The 13,712-nt window shown below is 70.7% G+C and carries 13 protein-coding genes; all 13 read right to left on the reverse strand.

Going from position 1 to position 13,712, the window contains the following annotated elements:
• Positions 1-5: 5 nt before the first annotated feature.
• The 13 genes from OIE75_RS28495 to fxlM all read right to left on the reverse strand — a co-directional run bounded on the left by OIE75_RS28495 (position 6) and on the right by fxlM (position 13,686).
• Positions 6-776 (reverse strand): phytanoyl-CoA dioxygenase family protein, encoded by a 771-nt coding sequence (locus OIE75_RS28495; protein WP_329472532.1) that lies wholly within the window; start codon positions 774-776, stop codon positions 6-8.
• A gap of 76 nt (positions 777-852) precedes the next feature.
• Positions 853-1,638: a class I SAM-dependent methyltransferase gene (locus tag OIE75_RS28500; protein ID WP_329472533.1), complete on the reverse strand. Its 786-nt coding sequence runs from the start codon at positions 1,636-1,638 to the stop codon at positions 853-855.
• The gene (locus OIE75_RS28505; protein ID WP_329472534.1) at positions 1,635-2,333 is read right to left on the reverse strand and encodes an HAD family hydrolase; all 699 of its coding nucleotides are present in this window, start codon (positions 2,331-2,333) and stop codon (positions 1,635-1,637) included. The genes OIE75_RS28500 and OIE75_RS28505 overlap by 4 nt, the downstream gene beginning before the upstream one ends.
• On the reverse strand, positions 2,330-2,779 hold the full coding sequence (locus OIE75_RS28510; RefSeq protein WP_329472535.1) for a hypothetical protein: 450 nt from the start codon (positions 2,777-2,779) through the stop codon (positions 2,330-2,332). Before OIE75_RS28510 ends, OIE75_RS28505 begins: the two co-directional genes overlap by 4 nt.
• Positions 2,779-3,831 (reverse strand): enolase C-terminal domain-like protein, encoded by a 1,053-nt coding sequence (locus OIE75_RS28515; protein ID WP_329472536.1) that lies wholly within the window; start codon positions 3,829-3,831, stop codon positions 2,779-2,781. Before OIE75_RS28515 ends, OIE75_RS28510 begins: the two co-directional genes overlap by 1 nt.
• Entirely contained in the window at positions 3,818-4,936 is a 1,119-nt protein-coding gene (locus tag OIE75_RS28520; RefSeq protein ID WP_329472537.1) for a hypothetical protein, read from the reverse strand. The genes OIE75_RS28515 and OIE75_RS28520 overlap by 14 nt, the downstream gene beginning before the upstream one ends.
• A gap of 100 nt (positions 4,937-5,036) precedes the next feature.
• The gene (locus OIE75_RS28525; protein ID WP_329472538.1) at positions 5,037-6,212 is read right to left on the reverse strand and encodes a bifunctional class I SAM-dependent methyltransferase/NUDIX hydrolase; all 1,176 of its coding nucleotides are present in this window, start codon (positions 6,210-6,212) and stop codon (positions 5,037-5,039) included.
• A 28-nt stretch (positions 6,213-6,240) separates the two neighbouring features.
• Positions 6,241-7,251, reverse strand: coding sequence for an endonuclease/exonuclease/phosphatase family protein (locus OIE75_RS28530; RefSeq protein ID WP_329472539.1), 1,011 nt, complete (start codon positions 7,249-7,251; stop codon positions 6,241-6,243).
• Between the two features lie 32 nt (positions 7,252-7,283).
• Complete coding sequence (locus OIE75_RS28535; RefSeq protein WP_329472540.1) at positions 7,284-8,234, reverse strand: NUDIX domain-containing protein; 951 nt, start codon at positions 8,232-8,234, stop codon at positions 7,284-7,286.
• Between the two features lie 99 nt (positions 8,235-8,333).
• Positions 8,334-9,527, reverse strand: a complete 1,194-nt coding sequence (locus OIE75_RS28540) for a M15 family metallopeptidase (protein ID WP_329472541.1) — start codon at positions 9,525-9,527, stop codon at positions 8,334-8,336.
• Between the two features lie 71 nt (positions 9,528-9,598).
• Positions 9,599-10,291, reverse strand: coding sequence for an NUDIX hydrolase (locus OIE75_RS28545; RefSeq protein WP_329472543.1), 693 nt, complete (start codon positions 10,289-10,291; stop codon positions 9,599-9,601).
• A gap of 235 nt (positions 10,292-10,526) precedes the next feature.
• Entirely contained in the window at positions 10,527-11,639 is a 1,113-nt protein-coding gene (locus OIE75_RS28550; RefSeq protein ID WP_329472544.1) for a hypothetical protein, read from the reverse strand.
• A gap of 4 nt (positions 11,640-11,643) precedes the next feature.
• Positions 11,644-13,686: a methyltransferase, FxLD system gene (fxlM, locus tag OIE75_RS28555; RefSeq protein WP_329472545.1), complete on the reverse strand. Its 2,043-nt coding sequence runs from the start codon at positions 13,684-13,686 to the stop codon at positions 11,644-11,646.
• Positions 13,687-13,712: the final 26 nt, after the last annotated feature.

A 13,712-nucleotide genomic window follows, 5' to 3' on the forward strand; every position in this document is an offset into this window, starting at 1 on the left:
CCCCTTCACGCGGTGCCGAGGCGGGCGCGGTCGGCGAGCGCCGGGTACTCCAGCCATGGGTTCGACAGGGCGGCCAGGGCGAGGTCGGGGTGCTGGGCGTGTTGGATACGGAAGTACGCCATCACCCTCGGGGTGCTGCTGGTGTTGATGCCGACGCGGTGCGGGACGAGGTGGTGCATCACGATCACGTCGCCGGGCTCGGCGGTGAAGGCGGTGCCGTCCTGGGCGTCTATGTCGTCGGGGGTCTGGGCCGGCTGTCCCTGGACCCAGTCCGTGGCGAAGTAGCGGGCCATCCGGTGGTGCCCGCCGGGCACGTAGTGCAGAGCGCCGGCGTCCGCAGTGGCGCTCCCGTCCAGGACGACGCCGATGATGAAGGTGAACGTGCGCAGGTCGGACGGTTCCAGGTGAGGGCAGGAGACGCCGTCGACGTGCATCGCCTTCACCGGCTGCTTGGCGCCGTGCGGCAGCCGGATCTGGATCTGCGTCCGGGTGACCGGGGCGATGCACGAGGGCCGCAGCAGGTACTCGGCCAGCTCCGCCAACCCACTGTGTTCATAGAGGGCGAGGAGGTGGGGGTGCTCTTCCAGCTCCGGGGCGAAGCTGCGTTCGGTGTAGGCGGTGAGCCACGCGGGGTCGTACGCCTCGGTCAGCCAGCCGCCGACGAGGTCACGGGCCCGGGACAGGACGTCGCCGTGGACCAGGCCACGGCGTATGAGGACGCCTTCGTTGACGAACAGACTCTGCTCGTCGTCGCTCCATATCTCGGGTCGGGGCACGGTGGATCTCCTTCCGGAAGAACGGGACAGGGCTGGGGCGGGAAGGTGGCCGCCCCGGCGAAGAGGGGGGCCCGGGTCAGCCGCGCCGGCCGAGAACGACCTGGAAGGAGGCGTGCTCGGTCAGCCCGCCGGCGGCGGTGTGCTCGTCGAGCAGAGCCCGGGCACGGCGCTCGAAGTCATCGACCTGCTCGCCGAACAGCGGCCGGGCGGCGAAGGACGTCGAGTACAGGTAGCCGATCACCATGTCGGTGCTCCACTCCCGCTCGACGGTGATCGTGTGCTCCTCGACCCGGCCGAAGGCGGACTCGGCGAGGATCTCGCGGTACGGCCGGTTGTGCACCGCGTACGTCTTGCCCGCCCCGGCCCGTCGCTCCTCGCCCAGGTACTCCTGGATCAGGGCTCGCAGGGCGTCGGTCCACGCGGTGCGCGCGGTCCATAGGCTGCCGTCGCCCATGACCGCGACGGTCGCGTCCGGCGCGGTCATGCTCTCCAGCCGCGACAGCACCACGTCCTGGTCCATCCAGTGGAACGCGCGGCAGACCGTGACCAGGTCGGCCCGGTAGGAGGCAGACGGGGTGAAGTCCTCGGCCGGGGAGTTGTGCAGGCGGACGGTGACCGGCAGCCCGGCCAGCGCCTTGTCCGCCTCGGCGAGCATCCCCGCGTCCTGCTCGACGACGTCGATCTCCGTCACCTCCCCGGCCAGGGCGAGGGGGACCTGCCCGGTGCCGGACCCGAGGTCCAGCAGGACCCGGTGCTCCTGGCCGGCCACCCGCCGGGCGAGCAGCTCGACGGCCTCTTTCGGGATGCCGGGCCGGTAGGTGGCGTAGAACGGGGCGGTGGTGTCGAACTCGCTCTTGCTCACGAGGTGGTGCTCCTGATCGTGTGGGTTGACGGGAGGAGGGTCTGCTCGATGTACCGGACCGCGCGGGCGAGGCCCGGTACGACCGCGACCCGGCCGGGGTGCTCGGCCAGCAGCCGCAGGGCTTCGGCCGACGGCGGGCGCGGGGTGATCCACAAAGCCTGGGCTCCGGCGGCGAGAGCGCCGCGCACGTCGTAGTCGAGGCTGTCGCCAACGTGCAGCACCTCCGCGGGATCCCTGTCGTGCAGCCGGGAAACAGTCTCCACGGCGCGCGGGTCCGGTTTGGCGAACCCGATCCGCCAGGAAGGGTGATGGGCCCGCAGGTGGGGGGCGAGAAGGGCGGCGACGTCGGTCTCCCGCTCGTCCCAGTGGCTCACGTTCGACAGGGTGACCACCGGCACGACCCGGGCGATCCGCGCCACCGCCTCCACCGCGCCGGGCCACAGGGCGAAGGCGGGCGGACGGTGGTCGTGGGGGAAGGCGGACGGCGCGATGCCCAGGGCGGCGCACACCGTCTGCGGCCCCGTTTTATCGGTGCTCGGGTCCAGGGCGTGCAGGATCCGCTGGGCGACCCGCTTCGCCTCCCGTGCCGGGCGCGGGGACAGCTCCACCAGGCGCTGCGTCAGCGTCGTCCCGGACGGCTCGCCCAGGGTGTACCCGACATCGAGGCTCACCAGCCGCACCGGCGCCGCGTTCACGAACGGCCTCCCAGAGTCGTGATGATCATGGCGATCCGCTCGGTGCGTACGGATGCGGAGCCGGCCTCGCCGAGGAAGGTCAGCAGGTGCCGGGCCTCGGCCGGCGACCAGCCACCGGTGTCGACGCCGGCTTCGGCAGCCGCCTGGGCGAGGTCGTCGGGGATCGCCGGCGGGCGGGCACCGTGCGGAATCAGCAGCGTGCCGCTCCACTCCTCGCCGGCTCGCTCCTGCGGCAGGACCGGGGCGAGGGGAGAAAGAACGGTGACGTCGTCGAACGTGAGGATCCGCACCCCGACTTCGGGCAGGTGCACCGGCTGTTCGAGGCGCAGGGTCGTGGACAGGAAGGTATCGCGCCCGCTCAGCCGCTCGTCCACGACGAGCAGCGTCTTCCCTTCGCGCTGCCGCAGGTGGCCGTGGACCGCCAGTTCACCGGTGTGCCTGGGCATTACCGGCGCACCTCCATCCCGAGGCCGGGCCGGTCGGGGAGAACGACGTGCCCGCCGTCGGGCCGGAGCGTGCCGCGCAGCGCCCGCTGCCGCCTCGGCTCCCACACCACCTGGTACTCCACCGCCCCCGCCGCGTCGGGGAAGGCGGCGGCCAGGTGCACGGCGGGCAGGAACGCCCGGCCGTGCAGGTGGACCGGCACCCTCGCGTCGAGGGCGGCGCCCAGCCAGCCTCGCGCCTCGGTGATGCCGCCGCACCACACCACGTCGAACGTGAACGCCTCCGGCCGGCAGTCCTTCAGCAACCCCCTGGCGTCCTCCAGGTGGGACAGCCGCTCGCCGAACGCGACCCGAAGGCCCTCCGACCGGCTGCGCAGCCGGGTATACGCGGTCCGGTCGGTCCGCGCGAGCGGGTCCTCCACCCAGCGCACCATCTCCGAGTCGAGGAGAGGTGCGACCTCCATGGTCCGCAGGTGGCCCCAGGTGCCCAGGGCGTCCACCGCCACACTGTGCCCCGCCCACGCTGCCGCACGTCTGGCCAGCAACACCATCTCCGCGGCTTCTGCGCCGCCACGTAGAGCCCACTTGGTGAAGGTGAACCCCTCGCCAGCGGTCGCCTTGACGGAGTCGGCGGCCGAGGCAGCAGCCAGGTCCAGGGAGAGCCAGGATGCGTAGACCGGCACCCGCCGCGCAGGCCGGTTGCTGAGCAGAGCCGCGACAGGGAGGTTGGCGAGGCGGCCGTGCAGGTCCCAGACCGCGCAGTCCAGCACCCCGACCGCCCAGCGCCCGAGCCCTTCTGCGCGCGAGCCGAGTTCGGCCAGGAGCCTTCGCAGCAGTCCCGTGTGGTCGGCCACCGGGTGCCGCAGCGCGCTCTGGCCGAGCCGGGTGGCGACGAGCGCGGCGGGCAGCTCGTCGACCGGGGCAAACACCCCGGTCTCCCCGCTGGCCTCGACCACTACCGCGTACCGACTGTCGCCCGCCTTCCACGGACCGGCCACGCTCTCGTCGAGGCGCTCGACCCGCACCCGGTCGATGACCGCGTCAGCGGGGTCCATCGACGAGGTCCTCTCCGGCGAAGGTGAAATACCACAGCGGCCGGTAGCACTCCCAGCCCACCGGCCGCAGCCCGGTCGATGCCATGGCCCGCTCGATCACCGTGCGCGCCTGCAGGTAGTACTCCAGGCTCTCCGCGCCCGGTGTCCGCATCCCTTGCATGATCACCGTGTGTGCTTGGAAGACTTGGAAGTTCGGAAACGCGGTGACCTCGTCCGCAAGCTCGTTCACCCCGTGCGCGAGGTCGTCCATCGGGTCCAGGCCGACGATGTACGTGTACGAGGTGTCCAGCCCTGCCTTACGCGCCCGTGCCAGCAGGTCCGGCATCTTGGCCGGCCCAAGGTCGGCCTTGGTCGCCTTCATCAGTGCCTCGCGACGGGTGAAGTGCTCGGTCGTCAGCCTGAGTACGAACGGCGATACCTTCGAGGCGATGGCCTCGAACGCCTCGTCACTGCGCAGTACGGAGGTGAGGAAGCCGATCCGAGCCGTGACGCCGGCCCGCTCCAGGGCGGGACGTAGAGCGGTCAGGTGCGCGACTGCGGCGTCCTCGCGCTCGAAGCAGCCGGTGGAGACGGTGACTTCCTCCAACTCGCATAGATTGCGGCGGGGGTGCTGCTCGTTGAGGGCCCGCAGGAGTGCATCGAGGCCCTGGTCCTCCTGCATCCTCGGATCGGCGGCGGCCTCCAGGGTGTTCGGGCACCAGCCGCACCCGACACACCGGCTCCGGGCATTGGGGTTCAGGGTCGCGGCCCGGCCACCGTTGCGGAAGTAACCTCCAACTGCCTCGTCGGCATCAATGCGCTCGACGTTCGCGACCACCGCGCCGTTCAGCGATAAGTCGTCGCCACGCAGTCGGAACGGGCTGGCCGGCTGGTTCAGCGGGACGATGATCTGCCAGGCAGTGTCGGGGCGGCGTACGAGGCGGAGGTTGACCCGGGCCCGGTGACGGTCGTGGTCAGAGGTGATCCCGTACAGGTTGACGGCGATCAGCAGCACGTCCTCGACAGGGACTCCGTGGCGAAGAGCGACCTGCTGCAGATCGTGGAGTCGGTCGGTACCGACGGCGCCGTCTGAGGATATGGACCGGCGCATGGAGAGGTGCGGCATGAAGAACTCCAGCTTGGTGTTGAGCGGTGTGTGTTGCTACCGGGGATGCGACACGTACGTCGTGTCGCGGGAGGGCATCGGAGGCGGCGGTCAGCGCGGCCTACTTGGCTGGGGCGAAGGCGGTGAAGTGCGCCGGCGGGTGGTCGACGGGCAGGTCGGGCCGCCAGGACGTGAGGATCTGGGCGCTGCATACGAACAGGCCGTTGGGGAGCTGGTCGAGCGGGTACCACGCCCAGTCGCCGACGCTCTCGTCCGGCTGCGTCAGTGGCTGTCCTTGCCAGGCGTGGACGAGCGCGCCGACGGTGACCCGCAGGACCCCCTTGACGTGATCGACGAGCGTGCCCAGCAGTTCCACGTCGCCGGTCCGAGCGACCAGGCCGGTCTCCTCGGTGAGTTCTCGGACGACCGCCTCCTCGAAGGATTCTCCGGTGGCCTCCACGCTGCCGCCTGGTAGTTCGAGGGTGCCGCGGCGATGTCGGCCCAGCAGGATGCCCTGCTCGCTGAGCAGGATCGCTCCGACGCCGACTGCCGCGTGGGCGGCCGGGCCTCGGGTGCTGCGGGGCCGGCTGGTAACGCGCGTCGGCCGGTCGGGAAGGCGCCGGGCGCGGATGAGCTGCTGGATTACCTTGGCGTTCTCGCCGGGGTGCGGGAACAGGTCGATGGCTTCGACGCGAAAGCCGTACTCAGTGAGCAGGTCCTCCCACAGCTGCGGTGCCAGGACCCACATCTGCGTCGGCAACGGCGGGTCGTCGCGCAGCAGGATCATCTGCTCGCGCGGCGCCACTGCCGTGGACGGACCGTGGCCGTGCAGATCGGTGTGCAGGAGCGAAAGGAGCAGCGGGGCATCGGGACGCAGACCATCGCGCAGCGCAGGCAGCGAGCGGTGCGGGTCGATGAAGGCGAGCGTCCCGATCGCGTACGCGGCGTCGAACGGCTCGGCTCCGCCCAGGTACTCGGCCACGTCTGCCCGGACGAACTCCACGCCGTCCACGTCCACGTGAGTGCTGACGGCCCGTTCGTGCTGGGTCGGGGACAGCTCGATGCCGGTGACCCGCGCTCCGTGTACTTGGGCGAGGTGGACGGCGTGGTGGCCAGCCCCGGAACCGATGTCCAGGACGCGGCGGCCAGTGATGTCGCCGAGGACTTCTGCTCCCGGCCCGATCCCGTCCCAGGGCGTCCAGCCGAGCCGCTCGGGGACGGGCGGGGCGTAGGCGCGAGCGAGTTGGCGCTGGCCGTAGATCTGCCAGGCCCGGATGTTGGTGTCCTCGGCGGGCACGCTTGCCTCCTGAGTGGGGATGCCGGGGTTAGGTGTGCGTGTTCCGGGCGCGTTCGACGACCAAGGACCAGGGAGCTATGGCGCTTGTGCGGCGATGCAAGCCCTCGATGAGCTTGCGACGGGAGAGGTCGACGATGACCGCGTGGTGATCGCTGAGCCCGGTGGTATCCAGCACGCGGACGTCTTCGACGGCCTGCACGCTCCAGGCGTCCAGATAGCCGCGGTCGATTCTCCGGGGGCCACCCTGACCGGCGGCAGCATGCCCGGCGGTCGCAGCCAGTGCGGTCGTCTGGCCCAGGCGGTGTGCGGCCCAGCGGGCGGGGTCGTGCATGCCGCAGTCATGCATGATCTCGTCCACCGCGGTGCAACTGACCCAGGTGCCGTCGGGTTGCTTGATGGCACGGTGCCGGCGGTGCACCACGTCAGTCACCCTTGACCAGTCAATGGCCGGGACCTGCTCGCCGACGGGCACCGGGTACTCGTTGGTGTCGCCGAACAGCCAGCAGGCGGCGTGACCCCCGGCAGGGTTCGGATGGTGGGCCTTCACCTTGTCGACGAGTTCCGTCAAGTCCATGGCTTCGGAGCGGCGTTGTGCGGGGTTGCAGAAGGCGCTGTGGAATGAGGCGGTGATGATGGGCACGTCCGGGGCCTCGGCGAGCCGCAGGTCGACGTGGGTGGGCGGTGCACTGTGGCCGACGGGGTGGTGACGCTGGCGGGCAGAGGGAAAGACGGCCTCGCGTATGAACACACCGGTGGGATTGGTGCGCTGCCCTACCGCGGCACGGAAGCCGCGCATACCGAGGATCTGCTGTGCGGCCGTGAAACGGCGCTTCGCCGCGTGCTTCTCCGCCGGTGGCACGTCTGGCCGGGTCTGTGAGTATTTGAGTTCCAGCATGGCCAGCCAATCTGGCCGCTGTGGCTTCAGGACCTCTTCGTAGCCCTGGCGCCACCGTGCCGGCAGGACGCCGGGCCGGGGCTCCGGGCCTCCGTCGCGCTCCAGATTCCACAGCATGAGCCGGATGCGGTCCTGCGTGCTCACTGTCTACCTCCACGGATGATGAGAACGGCCAGTTACAGCTCGTCCGACGGGCAGGGCATCTCCTTCGCGGGCATGCTGGGGCAGGTGTGGGTGACGAGGTAGGCGGGGCCCTCGCCGCGGCGTGCTTGCTCGACGGCGTCGAGGCGGACGAAGGCGCGGGGTGCCATCAGCTCCTGCCATGTGGTGAGGTCGTGGATGGCCCACATGTCGTGCTCATCTGGGTCGAGGCGGATCCGGCCGAGCTGATCCGCGCTCAGCCGGCCTCCGTCGAAGATGAACCCCACCTTGTTCAGCGGCAGGCGGGGCCCGGCGTGCAGGAAGTGCGTCAGGAGCAACTTCGGCCTGCCCAGTCCCAGTCCGAGGCCCGTCTCCTCGACCGCCTCGCGCCGGGCGGTCTGCAGCGGGTCCTCGCCCAGGGCGTCCAGGTTGCCGCCCGGGAACTGCCAGAGTCTCGAACCGTAGACCGAGCGGAGCTGGATGGGCCGGTCGTGCTCGTCGCGGATGTACAGGCAGCCGTAGACGGTGTGGTGGGGGACGGTCTGCGCGTAATCCTCGGCCGTCATCGGCATGGAGCGCCCTGGCCGGGCAGGGCGATGGTCGAACGTGAAGGCGAGAACGCCGAGCGCTTCCTTGACGGGCGGGTAGATGCTGCGGAGGGCGGCGAGCACCGCCCCGGGCGGTCGGTCCGGGTCGATGTGCGCGGGATCCTCCGAGCCGAGCAGGTCCTTGAAGGAGGGGTACGAGGTGATCCGTTGCACGGTGACGTCGAGTTCCCGGCCGGTGTCCCGGTCGTGGAAGACGACCGTGTCGCCGGCGGCGACGGTCCGCTTGTTCGGGGTGGCCACCCTGACCTCGATCGTCTTGCGGCCTGCCTCCACTTGGCGGTAGTACCGCCCGAGCAGGTGCATGTGGTGCTCTTGCGGGCCGTTTCCGCTGGCCGGGCTCGGGCTGGCCGCGGTCGCCTGTTGGATGTCGTCAGGCACACGTGCCTCCGTTCGATGCCTTGCGTCTGTTGCCGGTCTGGCCGTCGTAACCGGGCCAGGGTGTGGTGGCCGCGCTCCCGTGGCGGGGCTGCGGGCGGGCTAGGGCAGTTCAATCGGTCCATAGCGCGCGTGCGGTTCCTGCCGCATCAGGGCGTCGTACCGGTCTGCTGCCGAGAAGTGCCAGAACTCGGTCCCGTAATTCGTGAAGCCGGCGCTCTCCATCGCGTCGAGCAGCAGCGTGCGGTGGTGACGCGCACGGTCGCTGATGTTCGTGGCGTGCGTGAAGCAGGCCCCGTCGCTTTCCTCCGGGGAGGCGTTGACGCGGGTGCCGAGGTCGAGTTCGTGGCCGTCCTGGTCGACGAGGGTGACGTCCACGGCCGCGCCCGCGGCGTGGGGCGCGATCTCCGGCGGCGACACGTACCGGCTGGCGTTCTGGTGCAGCTCCTCGGCGGTCCAGTCAGGGTGGGCGGCGGCCAGGTGGTCCCGGTACTCGGTGAAGTAGCGCTGCTGGAGGGCGAGCGGCCGGTAGCCCTCGATGAACAGGAGGTCGGTGCCGGCGGGCAGGAGCGAGCGGGCGTGCTCCAGGCGCGCCAGGACGCCCTCGCGGACGTGGGCGAAGGCGCCCAGCGAATCTCGCTTACGCGGGTCGACACGGAAGTCGTGGTCCCGTACGTCGACGAGGGGTTCCCCGCACTCGCGCACCGGGACTGCGGCGACCTGCGGGTCGGACATCAACACCAGTTTGCTCATTGAGGCTCCCTGTGACGGCTTGTCCTGCGGCGGCGGGATGGGGGAGGCAGAGGCGAGGTCGGTTTCGAGCAGGATTCGCGCGATGGTGTCCCGGAGCGTGCTGTCGGCCGGGATCACGGTTTCCAGCGCGCCGGGCAGCAGGTCCATCTCGCGGTACCAGGAGGCGAGGTGGCTGTCGGTGACCTGGGCCAGGTATGCGGCGTCCGCCTTCGACGCGTGCCGTACCAGCGTCGCCTCCAGGGGAACGTCCAGGTAGTAGCAGTGGGAGGCGCCGCGGTGGTCCCGTACCAGCGATGTGATCATGTGGCCGTAGCGGTCGGCGTACAGGATCCCTTCGAGGACGACGTGGAAGCCGGCGTCGAGGGCTGCGCGGGCGATCGTGCTCAGCAGGGCGATGTTGGCGCCGCGCGCGGTGTCGTGTTCCCTGAGCACGTTCCGGCGGATCACGTCCTGGCCGACGATCGCGATACCGCGGCCGTAGTGATCGCGCAGGCCCTGGGCCACGCTGGACTTGCCTGACGCCGAGTTGCCGCGGATCACCACGAGGCGGGTATCCTCCCGGCCGACCGCAGCTGTTGTGGACACACGACGGGGTGCGCCGCTCGGGGTGCCGGTCACGCGGGCCATCCCGTCTCGCTGTACAGCTCCCCGTTCTGGATCTTTGCGATGGCCACCCGGGTGTAGGGGACGAGGTTGTCGGGGAGCGCGGTGGGGTACCAGAATTTCCACTCGGTGCACTTGTCCGGCTCGCGCAGTTCCGGCTCGCCACTCCAGGCGCGAGCGCGGAAGAACAGGCCCATGCGGGGCCGGTCCCCGGCCTTGTCGATGTGGTGGATGACGTGGACGAGTTCGACGTCCTGACGCTCGATGTGCAGCCCTGCTTCCTCACGTGCCTCCCTGATCAGGCACGTGATGGCGTTCTCCTGCTCACAGTGGCCGGCCAGCGCGTGCCAGGTCGAGGGCGCGAACGCGGAGTCGGGGTGGCGCAGCCCGAGCAGCACCGTCCCGTCGGAGCGTTCCAGGTAGAGGTGGACGCCAATGACGTTGGGGACCGTGCCGTGCGGTGACGCCGGACGCTGTTCTTCGAGCTTGGGGTCGCTCGGCATCGCCGGGAGGCTGGCGGCGTGGCGCCGTACGAGGTCGCTGGTGGTGTCCGCGATGCGCAGGCGGTGGAGGTCGTCGGGGGCGAACCACTCGTCGCGGTAGAGGTATTCCTCTTCTCGAACACCGGCATCCTGCTGTTCGACGTCCGGCGCGGTCCCCTTGGGTGGTTGCGGCGGCTGGTCCTGCGTAATAGCCGAGGTCATCGTTCCCCCTAGGGCGGTCGCTACGGCAGAGTCGTGAGGTCTAACGACGCGGTTGCGATATCGAACACACGTCATTCGGTCGTGCTGGAAAGCCCGTGATTCCCTGCGTCTGTGGAGCCCGCAGGCGCCACATCCCTGGTCTGGCTTGGAGCGGCTGCGGGCAGGAAATGGCCGAAACGCCGACACCGCCGCACCGCGCGGGCAGTACGCCTGGGCACCGCAGGTCGCCCGCCTCCTAACCGGGGTCGGAATCGGCCTGCAGCAGCCTTTCCAGCTCCCGCTCGGCGTGGCTGACCGCGCCCGTGAGGGCCTCGTGGTCGTGCGCGGACAGAGCGCCGGCTCCCAGGCCGGCCGCGGCGATCACTGCGGTCAGTGCGACCGTCGCCTGGTGGCCCAGAGCTGACGAGGCGGCGGGGTGGTGCAGAGCCTCTCGTGCGGCGTAGGCGTCGAGTCGGGCGACGCTGCGGAGGGAGTCGAGTATCCGGGCATGATGGCGGCCGGCGTGGTCCAGTTCCAGGGCCGACAGGCCCGTGCGGGTCTGGAAGACGGCGGTCGGCGGATCGGGATGGGCAAGGAGCTGGACGGCTTCTTCCACGGTGCGGTTGAGATCGGTTTCGGGGACGGGAACGTCGGCAGGCCGGCAGTGCGCGTGCAGGAGGAGGGCGACGGCCGTCTCCCAGGGTTCTGTGGGCTGGGTGGTGTCGATCAGGTCGCGGGCCTGCTGGTCCAGGCCCTGCTCCATCAGGGCCATGATCTTGATCTGGCGGCCGTCGAGGAGGCGGTTGCCGATGCCGCGGTGCTGGGCCATGGCGTCGGCGGCCTCGGTCCACCGCCCGACCTGGGCGAGGGCGCGGGCGCCGTCCACAAGGAGGGTGATGTACAGCTCCTGGCACACCGTGCGGTGGTCCTCGTCCGTGTCGGTCAGGGTCGAGAGGTCGACGGTGCGGCCGTCGATGTCGGTCTTGTTGCGGTGCCGGGCGGCGTCGTTGAGGCAGTGCAACAAGCTGTAGGCGAGTTCGCCGTGGCCGGCGCGGGTCTGCAGCCGGGCGAGGTTGACGAGCGGCATCAGCGACATGACCGCGATTCGTCCGCTGAGGCGTCCGGCGTTGGCGAAGACCTGGTGCTGGCGCCAGCACAGATCCTCGGCCAGGTCGGGCAGGCCGACGTCGGAGGCGATGAGAGCCGCGTAGTTGAGGACCCCGCAGGTGCGAGCCACCAGGTCGTGGTGGCTCGCACCCGCGGGCGCGACGGTCAGCCCGGTGAGGTGGTTGATGCGCTCCTCCAAGGGGAGCGCGGGCGCCTTGGTGCGGCGGACCAGGGGGACGCGGCTGGCTATCGCGGGGATCATCGGCTCAGCCCTGGCGCGCCCAGTCGACGACCAGTCGGCTGTATGGCTTGTCGACGACGAAGCGCCGGTCGTCCGCCGTCAGCCGGTCGCGCGAGTCGGCGACGGCCATCCGGAAGCCCGGCTCGGGGGCGTCGTTGCCGCCGGTCGCGTCCCAGGCGCGGATCTCGCTCACCACACGCTCGGCGAGGCCGGCGCCGCCCTCGCCGTGGCCGGTCACGCCGACCTCCCAGTACCGGCCCTGCTCGTCCTCGCCCTCCCGGATGGTCAGGTACGCGAGCGACCCGCCGTCGAGGGCCGCCATGGAGCCCCACCCGAAGTGCGGGGTGAACCCGGGGCGCTGGCCCGGCAGGCGGGACAGGCCGTTGGGCAGTACGCAGGCCAGGTACAGGTACAGCCACTCCCAGGCGGAGCCTTGCCGGAACTTCACCCCGGTGTAGATCTTGGTCTGCTGCTGGTCGAGGACGGTACGCAAGGCGTCGCGGTCGACGTCCTGCTCGCTGAACGTTTCCAGGCGGACGTTGCCTTCGCCGGCCATCGGCACGAGGGTGTACACGTCGTCGCAGACACCCTTGCGCAGCGGGATGAAGGTGGCCATCTCGCAGGAGACGGTCTGCCACGTCTCGCCGTCACGTTCGAAGGCGAAAGAGCGGGAGATGCTGCCGCGGATGCGCATCGGCAGGACCAGGCGCCCGCCGGGGGCGAGCTGGTCGAGGATCTTCACGGGGACGTCGCCAGCGCCGACGGTGAAGATGATCCGGTCGTAGGGGGCGTGCTCGGGCAGTCCGGCCGCGCCGTCGGCCATGACCGCGGTGGCGTTGTCGACGCCGGCCTCGGCGAGGTTCTTGTTCGCGCCGGCGACGAGGTCCTGGTCGACGTCGAGCGTCCACACCTGCCCGCCGGGGGAGACGATCTTGCCGAGGAGGGCGGCGTTGTAGCCGGTGGCGGCTCCGGCTTCCAGGACCTTGTGACCGGGCTGGGCGCCGAGCTGTTCGAGCTGGGTGGCGACGATGGACGGCGCGGAGATGCAGGAGATCATCTCCCCGTGCTCGTCGTGCTTGATCGGGACCGCGTCCTCCTTGTACGCGCTCTCCAGGTCGACGCCGGGCAGGAAGGCGTGCCGGTCGGTGCTGCGGAAGGCGTCGATGGCCGCCTTGCTGCGCAGGTGGCCACTGTCGGCGAGCCGCTGGGCGAGGGCTTCGCGCAGCTGGCTGGGCTCGGTTTCGGGTGTCACGGTGGTCTCCATTCGGGGGAGGCTAGGGTCCGCCGAGGCGGACGTGCGGGTAGACACGTCGCCATCTCCGGTGGAGAAGGCGACGTGACGGCCGAGCCACGCGGTGGCGGCCTGCACGTCGGCAGGCACGCCTGCGCGGTTGAACGCGAAGATCGCGTGATGGGCGATGACGCCCCGGACTCCGCGTATCAGTCGGCCGTCGGCGGCGAGCCGGCGCAGCCGACGGCCGGCGTCCTCGAACGCGGCGACGCGCTCGACCCAGCCGGCGTCCGCGTCGGGGCGCAGGGCGGCGTCCGCGTTCATCAGCCGCCGCATAGCCGATACGGCCTGCTCCAGCGCGGGGCCCTGGGGCGGGGTGACGGGGGGCCGCAGGGCGGCCCACTGGGCGTAGACGTCTCCGGCTTCGAACGGGTCCAGCCCGGCCTCGCGGATCATGGCGGACAGCAGCATCACGCTGCGTTCGCGGGCGCCGGGGCTGCCGGTCTCGGAGAGCGCGGCCGGGCTGTCGGCGCAGAACACCTCGTGCGCGACCTGCATGCCTTCGGGGCCGCCGAAGGCATAGGTCTCCGGCTCGTAGATCCCACCCGTCCAGCCGGTGATGACGCGGTCGGCGACGAGCTGGTCCAGCAGACCGGTGGCGGGCTGTTCGGTGCGCAGGCGCACGCCGGCGTCCTTGCGCAGGAAGTGAAAACGGTGCCCGGACAGCGCGGTCGCCAGGGTCCGAGCAGCGTCCGTGTGCGGATCGGTGAAGGCCACGGATGCGTGCCACCAGGACGTGAGCGGAGGGATCGGCAGGTTCTCGTCGTCGAAGGTCATGGAGGGGCAACTCCTTGCACGTCGGC

It is taken from the genome of Streptomyces sp. NBC_01723 (assembly GCF_036246005.1).
Lineage (GTDB): Bacteria > Actinomycetota > Actinomycetes > Streptomycetales > Streptomycetaceae > Streptomyces.